The organism is Enterococcus sp. DIV1094, assembly GCF_017316305.2.
GTDB lineage: Bacteria > Bacillota > Bacilli > Lactobacillales > Enterococcaceae > Enterococcus_B > Enterococcus_B mangumiae.
In genome coordinates this window covers 3,100,468-3,124,355 of sequence record NZ_CP147250.1, presented here as the reverse complement: position 1 = coordinate 3,124,355, position 23,888 = coordinate 3,100,468, and the positions used below count along the sequence as shown (strand labels likewise).

Here is a 23,888-nt window from a genome sequence, read left to right as displayed (position 1 = left end):
GGATTAGGAGAAACAAAGATGGAAAGACAGAATATTTCAGAGAGATTATACAAGCCTGAAAAAGGTCGAGGGCGTCTGCGGGTTTATTTTGGTTTCGCCGCGGGCGTCGGTAAGACGTATGCGATGCTTGCAGAAGCACAGGAACTGAGAGTTCTAGGAAAAGATATCGTAGTTGGTTATATCGAGCCTCATGATCGTCCAGATACAAATGAGTTGTTAAAGGGGCTACCACAGATCCCTTTAAAAGAGCTGACATATAAAGGGTTGACTTTGAGTGAACCAAATATCGATGCAATCATCAAGCGACAGCCAGAAATCGTGTTGATTGATGAGCTTGCCCATAGTAATGCTCCAGGGTCAAGAAATCGCAAACGATATCAAGACATTGAAGAATTATTGAATGCAGGCATCAATGTCCATACGACGATCAATGTCCAACATATTGAAAGCTTGAATGATATCGTTGAAGAAGTAACAGGAATCGAAGTAAAAGAAACGGTTCCCGATACGTTTTTCCAGCATGCAACGTTAAAAGTCATCGATGTTGAACCGGATGAATTGATCGATCGTTTGGCACAAGGAAAAATCTACGCTAATGAAAATGCGAAGCGGGCGTTGCAACATTTTTTTATTCCTAAAAAATTGGAACAATTAAGAGGGTTAGCGATCCAGCGTGCCTCGGATCATATCAATCGCGTGATCGGTAAGACAAATGGTGTCCAAAGTAAATTGATCACGATCGTTCAAGATGCTTTCCCTAAAATGGCTGAAAAAAGCATTCGCTGGACCGCACGATTAGCGCAAGGACTAGGTGCAGAATGGATCGTCCTTTACATTCGTTCTGATGATCGTTTACAAGGAACGAATGACTTAGCGGAGAAACTTGGGGCAGAAGTCGTGGTGATCGAGGAGGATCATTCTTTTGAAACGATCGTCGAATATGCTAAACTAGTCGGAGCAACCGATTTGATCATCGGTAAAAACTTGGTGAAGCCTTGGTATGAGCGTTTATTTTCAGAAGAGCTAGATGTACGCTTACTCAAGCGATTGCCAGAAACTGAACTTCATTTGATCCCATATAAAGAAAAACGTTCCACACTCCTTGCCCATTCCAAAGAACTAGTGGAAGGGGGAGGGAAAGATTTTGCCATTTCATTGATCTGTGTCTTCGTGGCAACGATTTTAACTGAAGGGATGCAATATCTTCACTTTGGGGAACAAAACTTGATGTTGGTCTATATTTTCTTTATTTTACTTGTTGCTCGTTTGACCTCTGGTTACTTTTGGAGTGCGTTATCTTCCATTTTAAGTGTCTTGGCTTTTAACTGGTTTTTTGTTGAACCTCTTTATTCCTTGACCGTGTATAAACAAGGCTATCCGATCACTTTGGTCATTATGCTGATCGTGGCATTGATGATCAGTAATCTAATGGTTCGTTTGAAAAAACAGGCGGTCCATGCAAGAGAAAAAGAACAGCAAATGGAAATTTTGTATGAATTGAACAAACAGTTTGTTTTAGCAGAAGACCAGCAACAAATCGTTGAACTATCGGCGACTTATTTAGGACGTCTGTTAGATCGCGAAGTGATTTTCTTTGATAAACATGCCATGAAGCAAAGTCAATATACACCGAAAGAAGCACCGCTCTTATTAGATCACCCAGAAGAAGCGGCTGTGGCTTATTGGACGGCTAAAAACCAAAAAGAATCAGGCTATGGCACTGATACGTTAAGTGGGGCAAAAGGTTTTTACTTACCGATCGTTGCAAATGGGAAGACGTTAGCTGTGTTAGGCATTCGTCGCAGTCGGGTGCTCCCAATCGAGGATAGCCAATTGAACTACCTGCGCTTAGTATTAACACAACTTGCGGTTATTTTGGAGCAAACCGAGCTTAAAAATGAAAAAGAGCAGATCGAGTTAGAAAATGAGCGGGAGAAAGTTCGTAGCAATTTATTGCGGGCGATCTCTCACGATTTGCGTACACCACTGACGGCGATTTCTGGAATTGCGGAAACACTCTTGCAAACAAATGAAGAGCTGAAACAAACGACGCGGCAAAAGCTTTTGACCGATATCCAGACCGAATCTCAGTGGTTGATCCGGATGGTGGAAAATCTGCTATCGATTACTCGCATCAATATGGACACGATGCAAGTGAAAAAATCGGCGGAACCGATCGAAGAAATCATTGAAGCTGTGTATGAACATGCTACGAAGGTGTATCCTGACAAAGCATTGCGCGTCCATTTACCTTCGACTGTTTTATTCGTAGAAGTTGATCCGATATTGATCGAACAAGCGATGTTCAATCTGGTGGAAAACGCGTTCCGCCATGGCTCAGTCAAAGGACAAGTAGAAGTCGGCGTGTACCAAGAAGGCGAAAACGTCATTTGTGAAGTAAAAAATGACGGTGAGATCTCGTTGAAGCAATATGAAAAAATCCAAATGAATCTATCGAACGAAGAAGAAGTACCGATCGATTCTAAAAATGGCCTTGGGATTGGCTTAAGTATTGTCAAAACGATCGTCCATGCTCATGGTGGTAAACTAGAAATGACCGTAGCAGAAGGAAAAACAGTGGTTCGTATTTATCTGAAAAAGAGTGAGGAGGTGGCGCTGCATGAGGAAAGTCCTATTGATTGAAGATGACCCAACGATCACCGATTTTATGGAAGTCGTGTTAGCAAAAGAACACTATCAAGTGACGATAGCGGCAACAGGCATGGAAGCTTTGAATGTGTTCCAAGAAACTTCCTTTGATTTGATTTTGCTTGATTTAGGGTTGCCTGATATCGATGGCATCGAGCTATTGAAAATCATCCGTAAACGACTTGCTACTCCGTTGATCGTGATCTCTGCGCGTAACAACGAACATGAAAAGGTCAAAGCTCTCGATCTTGGTGCGGATGATTATGTGACGAAACCTTTTGGGATGAATGAATTACTTGCTAGGATCAGAACAGCTTTTCGTCATCGTAAACAAGAAGAATTACCTGCGATCATTACGAACGGAGAATTATGTTTGGATACAGAAAGTCAACTGTTGACAAAAGCAGGAGAACCGATCCATCTGACGAAAAATGAATACCGTATTTTACTCGTTTTATTCCAACATCTCGGCAAAGTCGTCACGTATCGTGTATTAACGTCAGAAGTTTGGGGACCTTATGGAACCGATTCTCAGGTGTTGAGGGTCAACATGTCAAATATCCGTAAAAAAATCGAGAAAAATACCATCAGCCCAGAATATTTGATCACAGAGATCGGCGTTGGCTATCGGTTACGGGATTACCGAAATTCTTAGGAATTGCTAGAAAAAATGATCATCAAAAAACGACAATCACCAACAAATACATTTATTTGGTGATTGTCGTTTGTTTTTGTGATTTTACTTAAAGCTGATTTTATTTTAGCTCTGCTTTAATATCATCGATCATTTGACGACTAGCGATCGGACCATTGTACAACCAGCTAGAAGTTGGGCCAAACTCGAATACTTGATTGGCTTTCACTGCTTTCAGATTTTGCCAAGTAGGTTCGTTGAACATCGCCGCTTGTTCATCGCTGTTCACTAAAATGATGTAGTCTGCGTCTAATTCAGCTAATTTTTCTGATGAAACAGCTGACCAGTCAGAAGTTGCTTCTTTTGATACTTCTTCCACTAAAGAAGGAACGCCAAACTGTAGATCTTCATAAACGATGCGTCCGCTTGAACGGTTCTCGCTGACCATAAAAGCAGAGTTGTTTGTGACCCATAAGACAGCGGCTGTTTTGCCATTGATCTTGTCACTCAATGCTTCTCTTGTTTCTTTCGCATAATCTTGGTAGTCTTGAATGATTTCTTTGGCTTTATCCTCTTTATTCAACACTTTACCGATGTCTTGTAATTGTTCTTCCCATGTGACATCTGTCCCATTTTTAACGACGTAGGTTGGGGCAATTTTACTATATTGCTCGTATTTGCCACCTTCAACCGTTGCAGAAGAAGAGATCAATAATAGATCAGGTTCAAAACTCAACACATTTTCGTAAGGTAAATCATAGGAAATCGTTGGGATATCTTTCAGATCTTCTTGTAAATAATCTTGGATCGAACCGCTACCGACTGTCCATTGTGCGACAGGCGTTTCACCTAAAGCAATCAGATAATCCTCTAAGTAACTACCGATGATGCGTTTCGGTTGGTTTGGCACTTCAACGGAGTGGCCTAATGTATCGGTCACCGTATGTGTACCATTATCAGCGGTAGTCGTTGAAAAAGCTGTTTCTTCCGTTGTTGATGAGCTTGGCGAGCAAGCACTAAGCAATCCTACCATCAGTAATGCACTAGAGATTGTGAATAGTTTATTTTTAAGTCTCATGTCTTTCCTCCAAATGTAATTGAGAACGTTTCTCAATTGCTATTATTCCCCAAGATAAGGGCGCTGTCAACTCTTTTTACTAGCGTAAACGATGAAATTTATGCTTGACGAATTTGTGAAGTACCGTCATAATTGAGAATGATTTTCAATGAGAGGGGGAAGTATATGTCTAGATTAAATGCCACTGAAATCACTACCGGTTACCCCAATAAAACGATAATTGAAAATTTATCTGTCGCAATACCGGAAGGGAAGATCACCAGTTTGATCGGTCCAAATGGTAGTGGCAAGTCTACCTTATTAAAAAGCTTCACCCGCATACTTCCTGTAAAAAATGGCAAAATACTTGTCAATGATCGTGAATTGACGACCTACCATTCAAAAGAATTAGCACGAAAACTTGCTTTACTTGCTCAAACGAGTGAATATCCATTAGGGATGACAGTAGAAGAAGTGGTTTCTTATGGTAGATATCCTTATCAAAAATTATTTAGTGGCATGGACGATCAAGATCTGCAAGCTATCGAGTGGGCATTGACAGCAACAAATCTTATCGCATTGAAAGATCGAGATATAGCAAGCCTGTCAGGTGGCCAAGCGCAGCGAGTTTGGATCGCCATGGCGTTAGCTCAAGAAGCGGATATCTTGATACTTGATGAACCAACCACTTTTTTAGACCCTGCACATCAATTAGAGATATTAGATTTATTAACAGAAATCAATCGAATGAAAAAAACCACGATCTTGATGTCGATCCATGATATCAATCATGCCTCTCGTTTTTCTGATTATTTAGTCGCGATGAAAGAAGGACGATTAGTTGTCGATGGGACGCCAGAAGAAGTCATTACCAAAGAATGGATGAGAGAGATTTTTGAGATCGATGCACAAATCGTCCAGCTACCTGAGACAAATAAACCTGTTTTCTTAACGTATGATCTAATCAAGAAACAGGAGGAGAAATGATGAGAAAAGGGAAAAAAATAATGACGCTATGGCTACTTCTGCTATTGGCAATCATCATCTTCTTTTTTGCTTTGTATAATGGTGCCTCTACAGTTAAAGGCAATGAAGTTTGGCAAGCGCTCTTTCAATTTGATTCGACTGATCAAGCACAGCAGATCATTCGTAATATCCGTTTGCCACGTGTAGTTGGTGCATTCATCGTCGGCAGTTGTTTCGCACTCAGTGGGGCTTTGATGCAAGGTGTCACTAGAAATAATTTAGCGGATTCAGGATTGTTAGGGATAAATGCTGGCGCATCATTAGCTATGGCATTTAGCTTTGCCTTTTTACCAAAAGCTTCGCCATTTGCCATTTTTTTACTTTCATTACTTGGGTCGTTGATCGTGACGATGATCGTCTTAGGTTTTTTCAGTTTTTCAAAAATCGGGCTTAGTACCATGCAGATGATTTTAGCCGGTGTGGCGATCAGTTCTTTTTTTACTGCGATCAGCCAAGCGTTGACTCAGCTATTCAATTTACAACAAGATTTAACATTTTGGTTCGTTGGTGGAGCGGCTAATATTACTTGGCAACAGTTGATCGTTCTTTCGCCGATCTATTTAGTGGCAGTTATTGGCTCTTTTCTGTTAGGCAAATCGATTTCCTTGATCCATTTAAGCGAATCACATGCCATTGCACTAGGCGGACACCCACAGCGGACACGTGTCTTAGTGTTCATTTTTGTCTCGATCTTAGCTGCGCTTGCTGTTTCTTTAGTTGGACCCGTTTCCTTTATTGGCTTGATGGTACCACCAATTGTTCGTGGCTTTGTCGGTACGGATTATCGCTATGTCTTACCAGCTTCGTTTATCGCTGGCGGTGTCTTAGTCATGCTAGCAGACTTTGTCGCACGGATGATCAATCCACCATTTGAAACACCGTTCGGCTTAGTGATCTCCTTGATTGGTGTGCCATTCTTATTGGTACAAGTTAGGAGGGAACGCGTGTGAAAAAAATATATTGGGGCATTGGATTATTACTCTGTTTATGGGTTTTGACTGCAATCATCAGTTTAATGATCGGCACCCCTTTTCTATATATCGACCAATTACTAGATGTCATGTTTGGCAGGGGCACACAAGTCCAACAGTTGGTTTTGACAGAATTTCGTTTGCCAAGACTGATGATCAGCTTACTGGCAGGGGCATGTTTAGGAATAGCCGGTTTCCTCTTACAAGGAGTAACTAGAAATCCTTTAGCCGACTCCAGTATTTTAGGTATCAACTCTGGTGCGGGATTTTTCGTTATGTTGTACCTCGGCTTTTTTACAAGCCATGCTTCGCCTTTTTTGTTACTTTTCGTCGCCTTTCTAGGTGGAACGTTTGCTGCTTTTTTAGTTTATTTTGTTGCGTATCGTCGTTCAGGACAAGTAGCAATGAATCGCTTGCTTCTTTCAGGTATCGCAGTAAATGCGGGTTTCTCTGCGGCAATGCTTTTAAGTACAATAAAGATCTCAAAAGAAAATTATGGCTTTGTGAACGCTTGGTTAGCGGGTTCAATCTGGGGTGCAAGTTGGCCTTATGTTACTGCCTTTTTACCTTGGGCGATCATCTTGATCCCCTTGGCGTTTTTCTATAATCGCAGAATCGGTCTTTTATCATTTGGACAAGAGCGAGCGCAGAGTTTAGGGCTGAATGTGTCACGAAGTCAGTCATTATTGCTCTTACTTGCTGTCGGCTTGGCGTGTGGCAGTGTAGCTGTAGCGGGTAGCTTATCCTTTGTTGGGTTACTCGCACCTCATGCTGCAAAAATCATCGTACGTAAAGAAAATCATTGGGCGTTCCTATTGAGTGGGTTGTTCGGCGGGCTTTTTGTCAATATTGCCGATATTCTTGCCCGAGTCATTTTACCTGATGGGGAAGTACCGACGGGAATATTGATTGCTGTCTTAGGCGCACCGTACTTTCTTTACTTACTATTTCATATTCAAAAGAAACAACTATCCGTATAAGAGAAAGCCAGAATGTTGGTGTTGGTTGGAATAGGAAAACACTGGAGGAATTTCTACCTTCAGTGTTTTTTTACATTGAAGGATGTATTCAACAGATAAGAAATAAAGTAACAGGACCTATCTAATTGAATTTTTATCCATTGAAAGGTTATGTATTGTTATAATGTAATGTGTAAGCGTTCCCCCCAGTCTATAGAATAGAGGAGGAAATTGATGAGCACATTCAGCAGCAATGCTCAACAAGCCCAGCAGTCTACTTCTAAAATCAACAGTGCAACCACACCTTTACAACAATCAACATCGCTTAAAAATGACACACGAACCACGCTTATTGGCAATCAAGACATTCGGAGAATATATAAGATGAAAAAAAATATTTTAGATAGAGAACTAGTTAAGGAATTTCGTGACATTTCACGGTGTAAAAGTAATTTAGAAAGTTATGAAAAATACTATCAAGCGTATGTAAAGTTTATAATTAAAAATGAATTTTATTTCACCGATTTAATTTTAAAAAAATGGAGATTAGACATTTTAATAAAGATCGATAGTAAGGATTATATTGTTTCATCTCCTGATCTATCTTTAGATAAGGAAAATACAAGGTTGAGTAGAGGTAAGTATGAAGACATTGATACACTTGCAATGTCGATTCGAGATACTTTATGGGATATGGTAACAATATATTCCGGGAAAGATTGCCCTATAACACAAAATGATGAACTGAGATATATAAAAATAATCTATAAGGATAATTCTAGTAAAATTCTTTTAGAGTGTGCGAGGTGTGGTTGGATAGAAGATACTGATGGAAACGAGTATAAAGAGCCTGGTGGTAAAGTATTTCCTGTGAATAAAATGGAAATTGCAGAATATATATAATAACTTAGAGACCTTATACACAGAGATAGTAGCGAACGATGTAAACAAAATAACGAATTTCTTAACTAGATAATGGAAAATTAGGTCAAAGATTGAAAAACAAACACAATCATAAGAAATCATTCGTATCACTAGTTTTCATCTAGTCTGTGAATGATTTTTCTTCTGTTATATACATCAAGAAAGATTAGACTAGCATCGAATCCACACAAACTATAATGATTTTCAGTTTTATCTAACAAATGAGTGATTGGCGACTATTGGTGTCAAATGAGTAAGGATTGATTTTCTAACTAAAATAAGTTCGAACAAACACAAAAATCTAAAAAGTTAAATTGCTATTTTCACCGTTTTCCGCTACCATTTTAACAGAAGGTAGGCGGGTGATTATATGGGACACGAAAAGCAGAAAAAGGAAAAACTTCGTCAGTTTGGTATCGAAGTGCTGAAAAAAATTGCTGTAAGTGGCGATAAAAAAACAAAAGAACAAAAAATCGCTGCGCAGTTGTTTGCCACTGACTATTGGAAAAACGTGCAAGTCATTGGTTTGACACTTTCAAATGAATTTGAAATAGATACACGACCGTTGATTGAAGAAGCAAGAGCCACAGGGAAAATCGTTGTGATCCCTAAGACATTACCAAAACGTCAAATGGCTTTTTATGCGTTCACTGAGCACACGGGATTGAAACGGTCAAATTTTGGTGTTTTGGAACCTGTGTCAACTCATCTTTATGAGGCAGACATGATTGATTTGCTGATCGTACCAGGAATCGTCTTTCATCCAGAGGGATATAGAATCGGCTTTGGTGGAGGGTATTATGATCGCTATCTTCAAGAGTATCCGCATCAAACCTGTAGTTTAGCTTTCAAAGAAATGATTCATAGTGATTGGCAACCAGAAATATTTGATAAAAAAATTCAACATCTATTGATTGATTAAAAAACAAGGGGGTAACAACAGTCAATTAGTATCTATAAATATATAGTCTTTATTTTCGATATGCAGGATGTTCCTATTGAGGTGAAACGATGGCTATATATTTAATAGGAGAATTTGAAAAATAGAGAGGCGTAACACCACAAACCTTAAGAAACTGTGATAAAAAAGGTGAATTGACACCTACTCATGTTTCGCAAGGTGGTACTCGTTATTATTCTGAAGAACAACGAAATCAATTTTTAGGAATCGCTGAAAGAAACCTAAGAGAAGAACTATTAGCTATTTTAGAGAAAGTTCAAACAAAAAGATGACCTAGAACGTCAGATTGAGAATGTAAAAACTTACATGATTGCACGAAGATATCCATTTGATATGATTCAAGATATTTGAAGTGGGATGAACTACAATAAAAAAGAGCTAAATCAGTTGATAGATAGAATGACCAATGGAGAAATAGAAAAGATAGTCATTCTATACAAAGACCGGTTCATTCGTTTTGGGTATGAGCTTATTGATAACCTTTGCAATAAATATGGCACGGAAATCGAGCAAATAAAGCGAAGAAAATGATTAAGGAGTTGATGGAAGTTGATACGGGCCAAGAAAGTAAGGCTACGACCGACGAAAGAGCAAGAAAAACAATTGTGGAAATCAAGTGGAACCGCTCGCTGGATATTTAACTGGACGCTAAAGATGCAAGAAATGAATCATCGATTTGACGGGAAATTTATCGCCAACAATCATTTACGAAAGTATATTACTAAAATCAAAAAACGTCCTAAATATGCTTGGCTGAACGATGTTTCTAATAACATTGCGAAACAGGCAGTAAAAGATGCTTGCGATGCCTATAAAAAATGGTTTGATGGTAGGACAGGAAGAAGCTGTTTAAAGGCTGAAAAACCAAGGTTGAAGTCAAGGAAGAAGACGAAACCAGCTTTTTACAATGACAACATCAAGCTGAAAGTGAAAGCAAAATCAGTTTTACTTGAAAAAATCGGTTGGATAAAAACCAGCGAACAAATCCCAAAGAATACAAAGTATTTTAATCCACGAGTTCGTTTTGATGGAAAGTACTGGTATCTTTCAATGGGTATTGAAAAAGAGAAGTCAGAACAGCACTTAACAGGCGAAGTACTGGGAATTGACCTTGGTATCAAAGACTTAGCGGTTGTTTCCAATGGAAGAATCTACAAAAATATTAATAAAACAAAAAAAGTGAAAAAGATTGAGAAACGACTACGTCGGTTACAGCGTACAGTTTCTCGAAAATACGAGATGAATAAGGAGGGAAACCGATTTGTCAAAACGTGTAACATCTATAAATTAGAAAAAGAAATTCGGCATACACATCGAAGACTAGCAAATATTCGTCAGAATCACATTCATCAGACAACAACGGAGATAGTGAAAACCAAACCATCAAAAATCGTTATTGAGACATTGAATGTAAAGGGAATGATGAAAAATAAACATTTAGCTAAATCAGTCGCACAACAAAAATTCTATGAGTTCAAACGCCAACTACAGTATAAATGTGAAGATTACGGCATTGAATTAGTAGAAGCAGATACGTTCTATCCAAGCTCCAAACTATGCCATGAATGTGGGTATAAGAAAGTAGAATTGAAATTGTCTGACCGCACCTATCATTGTGAAGAATGCGGATATACAGCGGATAGAGATTACAATGCAAGTTTGAATTTAGCTAGTTATATTGCTTGATCTACGAGATTCTACTGAAAAGAAAAATGTAGATATGTAGGATTCGTTGTATCCGAATTTACGCCTGTGGAGTGTTAGAACAAACGAGAGTAGCGAGCAATGGGCAAAATCGGACACGTAGAAACAGGAAATAAACATAAATCTAACAACTATTATAGTTGGTTAGAAATATTTATAGATTTTTGGCAACGGTAGTTATGAAAGTCAACCGTCAGCAACAATTTCATTTAAAATCTTGGCTAAATGGGCCATATTTAACACAGATCTTTTTAGTGATCCAAACAATCGTCTTTATCGCAATGGAGATATTACCTGGGAATCGCATTGCGTTTGAACTGGGGATGTCTGGCCAGCATATTGTCTATTTACATGAATGGTGGCGTTTGATCACGCCGATATTTATTCATTTTGGGATGATGCATTTTGTATTGAACTCCGTTGTTTTGTATTTTATGGGTTCACAAATCGAAACAGTATACGGCCATTGGCGCTTTTTCTTGATTTATTTACTTAGCGGTATCATGGGAAATATAACAAGTTTTGCCTTCAATGAAATGAATGTATTATCTGTTGGGGCGAGTACATCGCTTTTTGGTTTATTTGGTGCTTTATTTGTTCTGGGTATCCATTATAAAAATGATTATGTGGTCAAACAGCTGGTGCGTCGTTACATGATCTTTATCCTTTTTTCTTTCCTATTTGGGTTATCAGATAGTGCAGTGGATATTTGGGGACATGTAGGTGGTTTGATTGGGGGATTCTTGATTGGGAATCTACTCGGTTTGCCGGATCGGTTCAATGATTACTCTATCCATCATCGTATCTTATCGGGGCTCGTTTTTCTCTTTCTTTTTATAATATGTGTTTTAGTGGGTTTAAAAAATTATGGAATACTTGTATAATGTGAAGGAAGTGCTTTAAATGGAAAGCTTATACGACGTACAACAGCTATTCAAGAGATTTGGTATCTTTATTTATGTTGGGTCACGGATTTATGATATTGAATTGATGACGATCGAATTACGTAAGCTTTATGAGAATCATTTGATCGATCATGAAACATATATGACTGCGTGGCACATCTTAAAAAGAGAACATCGAATCGAAGAGAGCAGAAAGAAAGGAAATTGATCATGGACAAAAAAATTATTGGGATTGATTTAGGTGGAACAACAGCAAAATTTGCGATCTTGACACCTGACGGAGAAATTCAACAGAAATGGAGTATCGATACCAATATTTTGGATGATGGCAAACACATTATTCCTGAAATCATTGAATCTATCAATCATCGTCTGAACTTATACGGTATGAAAGCTGAAGACTTTATCGGTATCGGCATGGGTACACCGGGTACTGTAGATAGCGAAGCTGGTACAGTGATTGGTGCTTATAATCTAAATTGGCGTGAGTTGCAATTTGTCAAAAAAATGATTGAAGCAGGAACAGGTATCAAATTTGCGATCGATAATGATGCAAATGTTGCAGCACTAGGCGAACGTTGGAAAGGTGCCGGCGAAAATGATCCTGATGTCGTGTTCATCACACTAGGTACAGGTGTTGGTGGTGGTATCGTTGCAGATGGTCATTTGCTTCATGGTGTGACTGGCGCGGCTGGAGAAGTTGGTCATATCACGATCGATCCAAATGGTTTTGAATGTACATGTGGCAAACGTGGCTGTTTAGAAACCGTATCAAGTGCCACAGGTGTGGTTCGAGTAGCTCGTCATCTAGCAGAAGAATATGCTGGCGATTCTAGATTGAAAGCAATGCTTGATAATGGGGAAGAAGTAACAAGTAAAGATGTTTTTGAATTAGCAGAAGCAGATGATCCATTTGGTTTGATGGTCGTCGATCGTGTCTGTCTTTACTTAGGTTTAGCTTGTGGGAATTTAGGAAACACATTGAATCCATCAAGTATTGTGATTGGTGGAGGCGTATCCGCTGCTGGGGAATTCTTGCGTAGCCGTGTAGAAAAATACTTCAAAGAATTTACCTTCCCTCAAGTAAGAGAATCAACAAAAATCAAATTAGCAGAATTAGGAAATGAAGCAGGCGTGATCGGCGCTGCATCATTAGCCTTGAAATATGCTGAATAACGTGGAGGCATGACATGGTTTTATGGATTATTAACATCATTTTATTACTGATCATCTTAGCAATCGTATTTTGGGAAGTTTACTTGCGAGTAATGGCTAAACGTTCAGCGACAATGCTTGAAGAAGCAGAATTTCGTGAAGGTATGCGTCGCGCGCAAGTCATCGATGTTCGTGAAAAAGACGTCTTTGATGCGGGACATATTTTAGGCGCAAGAAATATTCCTTATACAGTACTAAAAAACTCACTTGGTTCGATTCGTAAAGATCAACCTGTATATATTTATGATCAAAAGAAAAGTTTGAGTATTCGTACAGCCAACCAATTACGTAAAGCAGGCTACCAAGATATATACATCTTAAAAGGCGGCTATGACGGCTGGTCAGGTAAAATCAAAAGTAAGAAAATTTAATGAGATGGCACGCGCCTCTTGTATAACCTTAGTAGCAACAAGAATAAGAGCTGTTATTTGCTCTTTTTTCTTGTTGTTTTTTCTTATCGTAGAAAAATTATGCTATGATTGAATCAGAGGGTATAACCTCTGATTATAGCTGGTCGTAGTGTTCCAGTATTTAAAAATTTTTTTAAAGCGAAGTGAGCAATAGAGCGAATACATACAGGTAGGTGGATAGATGAGAATTGGGATTATCGGGGCAGGACCTCGTGGACTTAGCATGTTAGAACGTTTACTTTATAATAATCAACAAGAAAAAGAGATCGAGATCCTGCTATTTGATCCAAGTGGAATCGGCGGTAAAGTATGGCGGGTGGATCAACCGAAAGAAGTATTGATGAATTCCTTAGCATCGCAAGTAACGATGTTCACGGATGAAACATTAAGTAGCGGTGGTGTCATCGCTAACGGGATAAATCTCTATCAATGGGCAAAAGAACTTGGACCTTCATACCTCGAGAAAACTAATATCAAAGAAAAAGAAGTTTTTTTACGTGAAGCGGCTGACTTATCAGAAAACCAACCAACAAGTCGTCGGTTCTTTGGCGCTTATCTGCAATGGTTCTACGAGGAACTGCAAGAGCGGTTTCCTGATCGTTTTAACTATGTCCAACAATTGGTCACTGAAGTAACAAAGAAAGACACACGATATGTCGTACAAACAACAGAAGAAACATACGTGGTAGATCAGCTGATCCTGGCGACTGGTCACTGGGAACATGAACTTACGACAGAAGAAAACCAATTGAGTGGGTATGCTGCTGCGCACGATTTGTTTTATCAAGGACCAGCAAACCCTGCGGATGTTGATCTATCGATGATACCTGCGAAAGAGCCAGTGTTTATTCGCGGTTTAGGGCTGTGTTTCTTTGATTATATCGGTTTATTGACCCAGCAGCGTGGTGGGCGTTTTGTAGAACAGGGAGGGAAATCAGTTTATCTACCTTCTGGTGAAGAACCAATCGTATATTGTGGTTCTCGCCGTGGCTTCCCTTATTATCCTCATGGCCGAAATCAGAAAAAAGTGGGCGAAGTGGCAAAACCAGTTATTCTGACACAAGAACGGTTAGAAACGTACTATCGCACCAAAAAATTGAGTGGTCAAGATTTCTTTGCAGAATTAAAGAAAGAACTTGAGCTATTTTACTATAAAAAAGTGATTGAAGAACGCGGTTTAGCGATTTCTCTCAGTGAATTTCAAGAAGTCTTCCTTGTATCTTCAGAAAACGAATGGCTGCAACAATATCCTGAACTATCTCATGACTTATGGTCTTGGGATCTACTAGATCACTTGACCGATCATACGTTGCCTTATCCAGAAATGAGTCGGAAATATATCGAAGATCAGATCAGCGAAGCACAAAAAGGCAATGTTGACGGACCTTTGATTGCGACATTGGACGCTTTGAAAGACTGGCGTAATCTCGTGCATCAAGTGATGTTGTGGGAGGTCTTTTCGGCAAAAGAATACAAAGAAGTCTTGTGGCAATGGTTCAATACGTTTGATGCGTTCTTTACCATTGGTCCGCCTTTACGAAGAACACAGGAATTAGCAGCTTTGATCGATGCGGGGATTTTTCGTTTGGTGGAACCCCCGTTTACAATTGCCGGAAAGAATGGACACTTTTGTCTTGAAGACAGGGAGCTTACATTCGATTACCTCATTGAGGCACGATTACCAAAAAATGATTTACAAACAACAAGCAATCCGGTACTAAAGAATCTTCGTGAGAAGCAAATCCTTCAGCCGTTCCAGTTACATGATCCAAGTGGAGAGTATGTTTCAGGTGCGGTGGCAGTGGAACGTAGCAGTTCTCGTGTGATCGATGCAAATGGGGAAGTTCAAAACAATTTGTTTTGCATCGGTATTCCGACAGAAGGAGTCGAATGGTTGACGGCTTCTGTTCCTAGGCCGCATGTTGATTTTTGGAATTTAAAGCAAATCGATCATATTGCGCAATTGATTTTAGCGGAAGAGGCATAAAAAAGAACGTTCTTTCAAGTAAGTGATCACTTCTTGAAAGAACGTTCTTTTTTAGAGCATAAGACAGAAAAAGCGAATGAGTGGTGGTCAAAACGCTTTTTCATCATCTGTTATCTTGAAACACGTTTTCTCATTGCTTTTTTACGATTTTCTTCAATCATTGCTTCTTTTTCGTCGATTGGATCAATGACTGTTTTCTTTACAGATGTGACTAATCCAGCAACAGCTGCTACAGTAGCTAAGCTACCTACTAAAATACCTGATACAAATTTTTTCATAATGATTCACCTCATTTATCTATTTGACCTCTTCATTATGAAGCAAAACAAAGAAAAACGCTAGTCTTTCGTATTTTATTTGAAACCCTTTACAAGTTAATGTTGAAAAAGTTTACTAAATGTTTTATTATAAATTTACTAAATAAATCGAAAGAAGGTCCTGCCAAAAAAAGTCCCTGTTTTCTGATCCTCACTTTTGTTAAAATAAATAACGAATATAATTATATGGATAAAGGAGTCTTAACATGACAATTTTAGTATTAGGCGGAGCAGGTTATATTGGTTCCCATGCCGTCGATCAATTAATTGAAAAGGGCTATGATGTAGCAGTCGTGGACAATCTATTAACCGGTCATCGCCAAGCGATCCACACGGATGCACGATTTTATGAAGGGGATATTCGTGACAAAGATTTCTTGCGTTCTGTTTTTCAAAAAGAAACGATTGAAGGTGTCTTACACTTTGCGGCAAGTTCTTTAGTTGGCGAATCGGTCGAAAAACCATTAGTTTACTTTAATAATAATGTTTATGGTATGCAAGTGTTATTAGAAGTGATGCATGAATTTGATGTGAAACGCATCGTCTTTTCTTCGACAGCTGCGACTTATGGCGAGCCAAAAGAATCACCGATCACAGAGGAGTCACCAACGAATCCGAAAAATCCTTATGGGGAAAGCAAATTGATGATGGAAAAAATGATGAAGTGGTGTGACGAAGCCTATGGCATGCGCTACGTTGCATTGCGCTATTTCAATGTAGCAGGTGCTAAAGAGGATGCATCGATCGGCGAAGATCATACGCCAGAAACGCATTTAGTTCCAATCATCTTACAAGTCGCTCTTGGACAACGAGAAGCATTGGCTGTTTATGGTGACGATTATGATACGCCAGACGGAACGTGTATCAGAGATTACGTACAAGTAGAAGATTTGATCGCTGCTCACATTTTAGCGTTGGAGTATCTAAAGGCTGGCAATGAAAGCAACTTCTTCAATTTAGGAAGCAACAAAGGCTATTCAGTGAAAGAGATGCTAGAAGCAGCACGAGAAGTCACAGGTCGTGACATCCCTGCGAAAATCGCGCCACGAAGAGCAGGAGATCCAAGTCGCTTGATTGCATCAAGTGAAAAAGCAAGAGAGATCTTGGGCTGGGCGCCTAAATATACAGACGTGAAAGAAATCATCAAAACTGCATGGGCATGGCATGAAAGCCATCCTAATGGGTATGAAAAGTAGGTGGAGAGAAAATGACGATCAGTCAAACAATAGCAGATTTTGTCACTTTAGCCATCGCTTCTGGCGGTTGGATGGAAATGGACCGTATTTACTTACAAAATCGTATTTTAGGACTTATTGGCGAAGAAGCTGGCGAGACCTTTGACGTACGTCCAGTTCAAGAGGAATCAGTGGACTTGTTGAACCGTTTAGTTGAACAAGCACAATTGAATGGACAAGTGACCGATTTAGTCGCGGAGCGAGAAGTGTTCGAAGCCCAACTGATGGACTTCTTGACACCGCCGCCGTCTGTTGTTAATGCGTTTTTTGCCCAACATTATTCAAAAAGTCCAGAAGAAGCGACCGATTATTTTTATCAGTTGAGCCGTAACAATGACTATATCAAAACACGAGCAATCGCTAAAAATATCGTATACACGTACCCTTCTGAATATGGGGATTTGGAAATCACGATCAATTTAGCTAAACCAGAAAAAGATCCAAAACAGATCGCCGCAGAAAGAAAAGCGGTGAAAGTGGATTATCCATCTTGTATGTTATGTATGGAAAATGAAGGCTACAAAGGAAGATTGAATTATCCCGCACGAACAAATCATCGAATCATCCGAATGAACTTAGACGGAGAAAGTTGGGGCTTCCAATATTCGCCATATGCCTACTATAATGAACATTCGATTATTTTATCGGAAGAACATCGACCAATGCGTATCACAAAAGAAACATTCGCTCGTTTGTTGAAAATCACCGAAGTATTGCCACACTATTTCGTGGGTTCGAATGCTGATTTACCGATCGTAGGTGGTTCGATCTTGTCGCATGACCATTACCAAGCCGGAAGACATGAGTTTCCAATGGCAAAAGCGCCGATGGAGAAATTGATCAAGTTAAATGACTATCCACAAGTGATTGCAGGAATCGTCAAATGGCCAATGTCAGTGATTCGCTTACAGTCACCAGATAAAGAACTATTGATCGAAGCAGCGGATACTGTACTCAATAAGTGGCAGAACTATTCCGATGAAACTGTATCGGTCGTTGCTTTTTCAGCAGATGGTACGCCGCATCATACGATCACACCAATCGCTCGTAGAAGAGACGATTATTTTGAAATCGACTTAGTGTTGCGCGACAACAATGTGTCAGAAGAACATCCTGAAGGTATTTTCCATCCACATCGTGACATCCAACATATCAAAAAAGAAAACATCGGATTGATCGAAGTCATGGGCTTGGCAGTGTTGCCGCCTCGTTTAAAAACAGAATTAGAAGAAGTGAAGCATTACTTGCTAGGAGAAGAGAACCAAGTAGCAGACTATCACCGTGAATGGGCAGATCAATTAAAACAAGCCCATCCTGATGTGACTGAAGAGACAGCTACAGGCGTCATCCAAGAAGCTGTCGGAAAAGTTTTTGCTCGCGTCTTGGAAGATGCTGGGGTCTTCAAACGAGATGAGCAAGGAAAAGCTGCGTTCTTACGCTTTACTGAAACATTATAAGGATCAGTCACCTACAGGAGGAGAACGTATGGCCACAATCAAAGACATTGCACAGTTGGCGGGAGTTTCTCCTGCTACTGTATCCAGAGTGCTGAATTATGATGAAAAATTGTCAGTAGGATTGGAAACAAAGCAAAAAATTTTTGAAGCAGCGGAACACTTGAATTATACAAAGCACCATAAAAATCAAGCCTCTGAGAAGCAAACAATCAAGTTGATCCAATGGTATGATACGCAAGAAGAATTAGAAGACCTCTATTATCTTTCGATACGTCTAGGCATCGAAAAAAAAGCCGAGGAAGCAAACATTCGTTTGATCAAGGAAACATGGGACGCAATCAGCGACCAACCAGCAGATGGAACCATCGCACTCGGAAAGTTTGACGATGAACAATTGAACGAATTAAAACGTACACAAGAAAACCTTCTGCTTGTCGATTCAGATGGCACAACTTTTGGCGTCGATTCTTTGGTGGTCGATTTTGAATCAAGTCTGCGTTTAGTGATGGCTCATTTCGTGCAAGAAGAAGTCAAACAAGTAGTCATGCTAGCAGGGAAAGAGTATACGAAACAACAACGAACAAGAGTAACTGATCCTCGCACAGCTATTTTCCAAAAATTGATCAGTGAAGAGAAGCATCTATCTGGAAGAATCATCGAAGCTGACTTTTCAGTGGAGGCAGGGTATCAAGCCGTTCGTCACTTTTTATCACAAGAAAAGAATTTACCAGACGCGCTATTTGCGGCAAATGACGCATTAGCAATCGGTGCATTGAAGGCAATCAAAGAAGCAGGTCTAATGATCCCTCAAGATATTTCGGTGATTGGCTTTAATGATATCAGCGTGGCAAAATACGTTTCGCCACCACTGTCATCCGTCAAAGTATATACCGAATGGATGGGCGAGTTGGCTGTGGAGACCTTACTCCAGCTTATTCATACGACTGCACCAGTTGCAAGGAAAATAACAATCGCCACTGAACTTGTTTTACGAGAATCAACAAAAACAGGGCACGAATAAAGAATAGTTATCAATCATCGAAAGGGATGAAATTTCAACTGCGGCATAAGCCAAACTTGATTTTTCCTTCCCTTTTTTCTCTGGAAGTATGCTACAATGAAAAGCGATATTAGAGTAGCAGAAGGGAACGGTCAAATGATTACATTAGGGATCGATACAGCAAATCAAACCTTAACGATTGGCGTGATTGAAGACCAAACGGTGTTAGGTCAAATCCAAGTAAATAAAAAGAAAAACCATAGTCTAACCTTGATGCCAGCGCTGGATCAATTGATCTCAGATTGCCAACTGACACCAGAACAAATCGACCGAGTTGCTGTGTCAAGCGGTCCAGGATCTTATACAGGATTGAGAATCGGGGTAACAACTGCTAAGACATTAGCTTACACATTAAATAAAGAATTGGTTGGGGTTTCCAGCCTTGCCGTACTTGCAGCAAATTGTGTGGGGATCGACGGAATCATCGTACCGATGTTTGATGCAAGAAGAAAGAATGTTTACGCAGGTGCCTATCGTTGGCATCATGGGAAACTGGAAACACTTCTAGAAGACACCCATATCTCTTTTGCGGAATTAGCGGAGAAATTAAAACAAATGGATGGAGCGATCACTTTTGTCGGTAGTGATTGCCACAAATTTGAGTCGGAAATCGCAGAATCAATCCCGTCTGCCAAACGTAATACTTTGCCACTTTGGGATATTCCTAGTGGTGTCGTCGTTGCGCAATTAGGTGCTTCAAGCCATCCGGTCAGCGATATCCAAGCCTTTTTACCACGTTACTTAAAACGAGTGGAAGCAGAAGAAAAGTGGCTAGAGACACATACGCCAGGAGAAGAAAGCTATGTTGAAAAAATTTAAAGCCTATATACGGACGATGCTTAAAGAAAAAGAGGATTATCCACCGAAAACGATCACTGTTGGTGAGAAAGAGTACCAATTAAGAGAACTGACAGTCGATGACGTCAAAGAGCTGTTAAGCATCGAACGCGAAGTCTATTTCGGTGAACTACCTTGGACAAAAACGGCGTTTATCTCCGAATTGACTTCTCCATTCTTGACTTTGTATTTAGGGATATTCGACAAAGAAAAATTATTCGGTTTTGTTGGTTCTAGAATATTAGGACTAGATTGTCATCTCACGAATATTGCGGTCAGTCCTAGCTATCAACGGCAACGAATCGGAACCTATTTGATCAATGAGATCGAGAGATTTGCACGCAATAATCAATGTGAAACAATGTCCTTAGAAGTACGGATCAGCAACCAGAATGCCCAACGTTTATATCGAAAAATAGGCTTTCAATCGAGGAAAGTAAAAAAAGGGTATTATACCGAAAATAATGAAGACGCCTTGGACATGGTAAAAATATTAAAAGAAGAGTGAAAAAAAGTGATTGAAGAAAAAACAGCTTTCAAGGATGAACAATTAGCATACGAGCTTTGGCAACTCAGCGAAGATGCTTTCTCAACTGGTTCGCCTTGGACAAAAGAACAATTTTTGACCGATATCCAACAACCACAAACCAATTACTTAGTGGTTCGCGAAGAGAACAAAATCATTGGCTTTCTTGGATATACCAGAGTGCTTGATGAAGTAGAAGTGACGAATCTCGCAGTTTTGACGACTGAACAACAAAAAGGTATCGCAAGGAGATTATTACAAGAAATGCTTCAGCGAGAAAAAGCAAACCAAGCCTATAGCGTCTTTTTAGAAGTACGTCAGTCAAATGTCGCCGCACAACATCTTTATGAGTCAGAAAAATTTCGCCAAGTAGGCAAACGCAAGGCCTATTATCATGAGCCAGATGAAGATGCAGTCATCATGTGTACAAAGCTAAAAACGGAGGCGATGAAACATTGAATGAAAAACAAACAGAACTGATTCTAGCAATCGAATCAAGTTGCGATGAAACCAGCGTAGCTGTTGTCAAAGATGGACAAGAGATCTTATCAAATATCGTTGCCTCACAAATCAATAGTCATAAACGTTTTGGGGGGATCGTCCCTGAAGTTGCTAGTCGGCATCACGTAGAGCAGATCACTTTATGTCTTGAAGAAGCATTAGTTGAGGCGGGAGTGACAGCGGAACAACTCACAGCAGTCGCTGTCACACAAGGACCAGGACTTGTCGGCTCCTTACTTATTGGAATCTCGGCAGCAAAAGCCTTTGCCTGGGCAAATCACTTACCCTTGATTCCAGTCAATCATATGGCAGGACATATTTACTCTGCTCGTTTTGAAAAAGAATATGAATTTCCATTGATGGCATTGTTGGTCAGTGGCGGCCATACGGAGTTAGTTTATATGGAAGAAGACGGCGCTTATGAGATCATCGGTGAGACAAGAGATGATGCCGCTGGGGAAGCCTATGACAAAGTAGGACGTGTATTAGGATTGACCTATCCGAGTGGAAAAGAAATCGATGAATTGGCTTATCAAGGCAAAGATACCTACAACTTCCCTCGGGCAATGATCCGTGAAGATAATTTTGATTTTAGCTTTAGTGGCTTAAAAAGTGCATTCATTAATTTAGTGCATAATGCAGAACAACGAGGGGAAGAATTAGACCGAGCGGATCTAGCCGCAAGCTTTCAAGCAAGCGTCGTTGACGTGTTGGTAACTAAAACCGTCCGAGCGTGCAAAACCTATCCGGTGAAGCAATTGATCCTCGCAGGCGGAGTGGCTGCCAATCAAGGATTAAGAAAAAGTTTGAAAGAAAACTTGGCAACTGAGCTACCCGATTTGGAATTGATCGTACCACCATTACGTCTTTGCGGCGACAATGCTGCCATGATCGGTGCAGCGGCTTCCATCGAATGGCGAAAAGGGCATCTCGCAAATTATCAACTAAATGCAGAACCAAGCTTAGTGTTAGATAACTCACTTGCAAGTGTTAGGTAATAAACCTAACACTGCGAGTTAAATGAGTGTCCTATAAAAGGTTATATCGATATAGTTTATTCTCATGATGTATCAGTTATTGATTCAACTAGTTTCATTCTTGCCAAGAGCCCCGTATTCAGCGGTAGATTGCCTCAGAAAAACATCAGTTAAAGCAAGGGATATAAATTGTGTCATATAATTCTATGTGATAGTATAAGTGCTGTAGGAAATATAAAGAATAATGTTATTTCCTATGTTTTTTTACAAGATTCAATGTTTTCACAATTCAATGCAAAGGAGGTCGAATGGATGAAAAAGTTTGTCGGATATTTAGTTGTATTTTTCACTGCATTATTGTTCACTGTACCTGTAGATGCCGCTGGCGCGATTTCTGCGAATGAGCAACAGATCCTAGACTTGTTGAAAGCACCTGTAACTATTCAAGGAAAAGATTTTACTGTCCCTGATACGTACATTACACAAGCCGAAAATCACTTGAAACAAAATGATTTAACGGATGCACAAGTAGAAACAGCCGTTACTGGAATTCAGAACGTGCGTAATCTATTAAGTTCAGTGACGATAGATATGACAGGAATCAATACGCTTGATGATTTGATCCGTGCTTTACCGCGGGACATCATCATGCAGATCCAACGAGAGGTGACGAGAGTTGCTGACGCGTTAGGGTTAGTTATACTAAGTTGGAATGGTGGCAATATTCAAATCGGTGCAAAAAATGCTGATGGTACTACATCACCAGCGTTTAGCACTAGCTCTCCAATCAAACAAACAGGCGGTAACTATATCGCTAGTGCATTAGCAATTACGTCATTACTATTAGTCGCAGCAGGTGCGGTTGTAGTAGGAAGAAAAACGAAAATTGCGTAAAAAGCGTAAACTGCTGAAGAGATTAGGGGCAATGCTCTTTGCCCCTGTCTTTTTTTTGGCAGTAGGCTATTCTCTTATGTACGTCATAGGGCGACCTGTCATTCATTTTGCCACTTCTTCTATCAATTTATTTTTACTTTCAGATGTACCAACATTTGAAACAAATGAACAGACCTTTGAAGCTGTCAAAGAAGAAGATATCGCAAAAGATGAGAACAATGAATTACCATCTAGTAGTATCACTTACCCTCGAGGTGGCGAACGCTACGGTGAGATCATTGTGGATTCTTTAAATTTGAATGTGCCTTTGTATTTTGGAGATACCGATGAGATATTACGAAAAGGTGCCGGACAATATATGGGTTCTGTCTACATAGGTGAGACTGGAACTTCATTAATCGGTGGGCACAATGTTGATGGGTTCGGTAAACTGAGCGGTATTCAGACGAATGATATCGTAACAGCGAATACGACCTACGCGAATTACCGTTATCGAGTCAAAGAAATGGTGATTCGTCATAAAGATGATCCGGAAATCAATGAATTGATCAGTCAAAAAGATAAACCAATACTGCTTCTATATACATGCTATCCTGTTGATAGTTTAGGCATGACGGATGAACGGCTTTTTGTTATCTGTGAGTTAGTTGACGGTCCGTTGATCAATCCTAATAAATAGGAG

24 protein-coding genes and 1 pseudogene are annotated in these 23,888 nt (G+C 39.8%); 23 read left to right on the top strand and 2 right to left on the bottom strand.

The genetic code is table 11. The annotated features are described in order from the left end of the window. The first annotated feature begins 18 nt into the window (after positions 1–18). The gene (locus DOK79_RS14785) at positions 19–2,643 is read left to right on the top strand and encodes a sensor histidine kinase (protein WP_206859043.1); all 2,625 of its coding nucleotides are present in this window, start codon (positions 19–21) and stop codon (positions 2,641–2,643) included. Beyond that, positions 2,621–3,304 (top strand): response regulator transcription factor, encoded by a 684-nt coding sequence (locus DOK79_RS14780; RefSeq protein ID WP_206859040.1) that lies wholly within the window; start codon positions 2,621–2,623, stop codon positions 3,302–3,304. The genes DOK79_RS14785 and DOK79_RS14780 overlap by 23 nt, the downstream gene beginning before the upstream one ends. A 100-nt stretch (positions 3,305–3,404) precedes the next feature. On the opposite strand, the gene DOK79_RS14775 is transcribed toward DOK79_RS14780, so the two are convergent. Further along, positions 3,405–4,361, bottom strand: a complete 957-nt coding sequence (locus tag DOK79_RS14775) for an iron-hydroxamate ABC transporter substrate-binding protein (protein WP_206859038.1) — start codon at positions 4,359–4,361, stop codon at positions 3,405–3,407. Between the two features lie 165 nt (positions 4,362–4,526). On the opposite strand from DOK79_RS14775, the gene DOK79_RS14770 reads away from it, so the two are divergent. The 12 genes and pseudogenes from DOK79_RS14770 to DOK79_RS14715 all read left to right on the top strand — a co-directional run bounded on the left by DOK79_RS14770 (position 4,527) and on the right by DOK79_RS14715 (position 15,402). After that, positions 4,527–5,327, top strand: coding sequence for an ABC transporter ATP-binding protein (locus DOK79_RS14770; protein WP_206859036.1), 801 nt, complete (start codon positions 4,527–4,529; stop codon positions 5,325–5,327). Next, entirely contained in the window at positions 5,327–6,316 is a 990-nt protein-coding gene (locus DOK79_RS14765) for a FecCD family ABC transporter permease (protein WP_206859034.1), read from the top strand. Before DOK79_RS14770 ends, DOK79_RS14765 begins: the two co-directional genes overlap by 1 nt. Next, the gene (locus tag DOK79_RS14760; protein ID WP_206859032.1) at positions 6,313–7,317 is read left to right on the top strand and encodes an iron chelate uptake ABC transporter family permease subunit; all 1,005 of its coding nucleotides are present in this window, start codon (positions 6,313–6,315) and stop codon (positions 7,315–7,317) included. The genes DOK79_RS14765 and DOK79_RS14760 overlap by 4 nt, the downstream gene beginning before the upstream one ends. Positions 7,318–7,530: 213 nt before the next feature. After that, positions 7,531–8,199, top strand: coding sequence for a hypothetical protein (locus DOK79_RS14755; protein ID WP_242543344.1), 669 nt, complete (start codon positions 7,531–7,533; stop codon positions 8,197–8,199). 391 nt (positions 8,200–8,590) lie between these two features. Next, a complete protein-coding gene (locus DOK79_RS14750) occupies positions 8,591–9,142 on the top strand; it encodes a 5-formyltetrahydrofolate cyclo-ligase (protein WP_206859030.1) in 552 nt (183 codons plus the stop codon). Between the two features lie 89 nt (positions 9,143–9,231). Beyond that, a pseudogene (locus DOK79_RS14745) lies at positions 9,232–9,679 on the top strand (IS607 family transposase); the annotation flags it as partial. A 51-nt stretch (positions 9,680–9,730) separates the two neighbouring features. Further along, positions 9,731–10,867 carry an RNA-guided endonuclease InsQ/TnpB family protein gene (locus DOK79_RS14740; RefSeq protein WP_206859027.1) on the top strand — a complete coding sequence of 379 codons (1,137 nt, stop codon included), beginning with the start codon at positions 9,731–9,733 and terminating at the stop codon, positions 10,865–10,867. Positions 10,868–11,064: 197 nt separating this feature from the next. Beyond that, entirely contained in the window at positions 11,065–11,769 is a 705-nt protein-coding gene (locus tag DOK79_RS14735) for a rhomboid family intramembrane serine protease (RefSeq protein ID WP_206859026.1), read from the top strand. Between the two features lie 19 nt (positions 11,770–11,788). Then, positions 11,789–11,998, top strand: coding sequence for a YqgQ family protein (locus tag DOK79_RS14730; protein ID WP_206859024.1), 210 nt, complete (start codon positions 11,789–11,791; stop codon positions 11,996–11,998). A 2-nt stretch (positions 11,999–12,000) separates the two neighbouring features. Further along, positions 12,001–12,966 (top strand): ROK family glucokinase, encoded by a 966-nt coding sequence (locus tag DOK79_RS14725; RefSeq protein WP_206859023.1) that lies wholly within the window; start codon positions 12,001–12,003, stop codon positions 12,964–12,966. 14 nt (positions 12,967–12,980) lie between these two features. Continuing rightward, entirely contained in the window at positions 12,981–13,376 is a 396-nt protein-coding gene (locus DOK79_RS14720; protein WP_206859021.1) for a rhodanese-like domain-containing protein, read from the top strand. Between the two features lie 220 nt (positions 13,377–13,596). Then, positions 13,597–15,402, top strand: a complete 1,806-nt coding sequence (locus tag DOK79_RS14715) for an FAD/NAD(P)-binding protein (protein ID WP_206859020.1) — start codon at positions 13,597–13,599, stop codon at positions 15,400–15,402. A gap of 110 nt (positions 15,403–15,512) precedes the next feature. Here the strand turns inward: DOK79_RS14715 and DOK79_RS14710 are convergent, their stop codons facing one another. Next, a complete protein-coding gene (locus DOK79_RS14710) occupies positions 15,513–15,680 on the bottom strand; it encodes a DUF3042 family protein (RefSeq protein ID WP_010735150.1) in 168 nt (55 codons plus the stop codon). A 245-nt stretch (positions 15,681–15,925) separates the two neighbouring features. Here DOK79_RS14710 and galE point away from each other — a divergent pair, with 245 nt between their 5' ends. The 9 genes from galE to DOK79_RS14665 all read left to right on the top strand — a co-directional run bounded on the left by galE (position 15,926) and on the right by DOK79_RS14665 (position 23,885). Then, on the top strand, positions 15,926–16,915 hold the full coding sequence (gene galE / locus DOK79_RS14705; RefSeq protein WP_206857054.1) for a UDP-glucose 4-epimerase GalE: 990 nt from the start codon (positions 15,926–15,928) through the stop codon (positions 16,913–16,915). 11 nt (positions 16,916–16,926) lie between these two features. Continuing rightward, a complete protein-coding gene (gene galT, locus DOK79_RS14700) occupies positions 16,927–18,411 on the top strand; it encodes a UDP-glucose--hexose-1-phosphate uridylyltransferase (RefSeq protein WP_206857056.1) in 1,485 nt (494 codons plus the stop codon). Positions 18,412–18,439: 28 nt separating this feature from the next. After that, positions 18,440–19,432, top strand: coding sequence for a LacI family DNA-binding transcriptional regulator (locus DOK79_RS14695; RefSeq protein WP_206857058.1), 993 nt, complete (start codon positions 18,440–18,442; stop codon positions 19,430–19,432). A 135-nt stretch (positions 19,433–19,567) separates the two neighbouring features. Continuing rightward, positions 19,568–20,290 (top strand): tRNA (adenosine(37)-N6)-threonylcarbamoyltransferase complex dimerization subunit type 1 TsaB, encoded by a 723-nt coding sequence (tsaB, locus tag DOK79_RS14690; protein WP_206857191.1) that lies wholly within the window; start codon positions 19,568–19,570, stop codon positions 20,288–20,290. Beyond that, complete coding sequence (gene rimI, locus DOK79_RS14685; protein WP_206857063.1) at positions 20,274–20,816, top strand: ribosomal protein S18-alanine N-acetyltransferase; 543 nt, start codon at positions 20,274–20,276, stop codon at positions 20,814–20,816. Before tsaB ends, rimI (DOK79_RS14685) begins: the two co-directional genes overlap by 17 nt. 6 nt (positions 20,817–20,822) lie before the next feature. Then, positions 20,823–21,293 carry a ribosomal protein S18-alanine N-acetyltransferase gene (gene rimI / locus DOK79_RS14680; RefSeq protein ID WP_206857071.1) on the top strand — a complete coding sequence of 157 codons (471 nt, stop codon included), beginning with the start codon at positions 20,823–20,825 and terminating at the stop codon, positions 21,291–21,293. Further along, the gene (tsaD, locus tag DOK79_RS14675; RefSeq protein WP_206857074.1) at positions 21,290–22,333 is read left to right on the top strand and encodes a tRNA (adenosine(37)-N6)-threonylcarbamoyltransferase complex transferase subunit TsaD; all 1,044 of its coding nucleotides are present in this window, start codon (positions 21,290–21,292) and stop codon (positions 22,331–22,333) included. Before rimI (DOK79_RS14680) ends, tsaD begins: the two co-directional genes overlap by 4 nt. A gap of 291 nt (positions 22,334–22,624) precedes the next feature. Further along, the gene (locus DOK79_RS14670) at positions 22,625–23,206 is read left to right on the top strand and encodes a hypothetical protein (RefSeq protein ID WP_206857076.1); all 582 of its coding nucleotides are present in this window, start codon (positions 22,625–22,627) and stop codon (positions 23,204–23,206) included. A 31-nt stretch (positions 23,207–23,237) separates the two neighbouring features. Next, a complete protein-coding gene (locus DOK79_RS14665) occupies positions 23,238–23,885 on the top strand; it encodes a class D sortase (protein WP_206857192.1) in 648 nt (215 codons plus the stop codon). Positions 23,886–23,888 lie beyond the last annotated feature (3 nt).

Excerpts from the sequence above, each read along its gene's own strand:
- DOK79_RS14785 (WP_206859043.1), top strand. The coding sequence starts at position 19 with ATGGAAAGACAGAATATTTCAGAGAGATTATACAAGCCTGAAAAAGGT.
- DOK79_RS14755 (WP_242543344.1), top strand. The coding sequence starts at position 7,531 with ATGAGCACATTCAGCAGCAATGCTCAACAAGCCCAGCAGTCTACTTCT.
- galT (WP_206857056.1), top strand. The coding sequence starts at position 16,927 with ATGACGATCAGTCAAACAATAGCAGATTTTGTCACTTTAGCCATCGCT.
- DOK79_RS14750 (WP_206859030.1), top strand. The coding sequence starts at position 8,591 with ATGGGACACGAAAAGCAGAAAAAGGAAAAACTTCGTCAGTTTGGTATC.
- DOK79_RS14775 (WP_206859038.1), bottom strand. The coding sequence starts at position 4,361 with ATGAGACTTAAAAATAAACTATTCACAATCTCTAGTGCATTACTGATG.
- DOK79_RS14725 (WP_206859023.1), top strand. The coding sequence starts at position 12,001 with ATGGACAAAAAAATTATTGGGATTGATTTAGGTGGAACAACAGCAAAA.
- DOK79_RS14710 (WP_010735150.1), bottom strand. The coding sequence starts at position 15,680 with ATGAAAAAATTTGTATCAGGTATTTTAGTAGGTAGCTTAGCTACTGTA.
- DOK79_RS14730 (WP_206859024.1), top strand. The coding sequence starts at position 11,789 with ATGGAAAGCTTATACGACGTACAACAGCTATTCAAGAGATTTGGTATC.
- tsaB (WP_206857191.1), top strand. The coding sequence starts at position 19,568 with ATGATTACATTAGGGATCGATACAGCAAATCAAACCTTAACGATTGGC.
- DOK79_RS14720 (WP_206859021.1), top strand. The coding sequence starts at position 12,981 with ATGGTTTTATGGATTATTAACATCATTTTATTACTGATCATCTTAGCA.
- DOK79_RS14695 (WP_206857058.1), top strand. The coding sequence starts at position 18,440 with ATGGCCACAATCAAAGACATTGCACAGTTGGCGGGAGTTTCTCCTGCT.
- DOK79_RS14780 (WP_206859040.1), top strand. The coding sequence starts at position 2,621 with ATGAGGAAAGTCCTATTGATTGAAGATGACCCAACGATCACCGATTTT.
- DOK79_RS14715 (WP_206859020.1), top strand. The coding sequence starts at position 13,597 with ATGAGAATTGGGATTATCGGGGCAGGACCTCGTGGACTTAGCATGTTA.
- DOK79_RS14765 (WP_206859034.1), top strand. The coding sequence starts at position 5,327 with ATGAGAAAAGGGAAAAAAATAATGACGCTATGGCTACTTCTGCTATTG.
- rimI (WP_206857063.1), top strand. The coding sequence starts at position 20,274 with ATGTTGAAAAAATTTAAAGCCTATATACGGACGATGCTTAAAGAAAAA.
- DOK79_RS14735 (WP_206859026.1), top strand. The coding sequence starts at position 11,065 with ATGAAAGTCAACCGTCAGCAACAATTTCATTTAAAATCTTGGCTAAAT.
- DOK79_RS14670 (WP_206857076.1), top strand. The coding sequence starts at position 22,625 with ATGAAAAAGTTTGTCGGATATTTAGTTGTATTTTTCACTGCATTATTG.
- DOK79_RS14665 (WP_206857192.1), top strand. The coding sequence starts at position 23,238 with ATGCTCTTTGCCCCTGTCTTTTTTTTGGCAGTAGGCTATTCTCTTATG.
- galE (WP_206857054.1), top strand. The coding sequence starts at position 15,926 with ATGACAATTTTAGTATTAGGCGGAGCAGGTTATATTGGTTCCCATGCC.
- DOK79_RS14770 (WP_206859036.1), top strand. The coding sequence starts at position 4,527 with ATGTCTAGATTAAATGCCACTGAAATCACTACCGGTTACCCCAATAAA.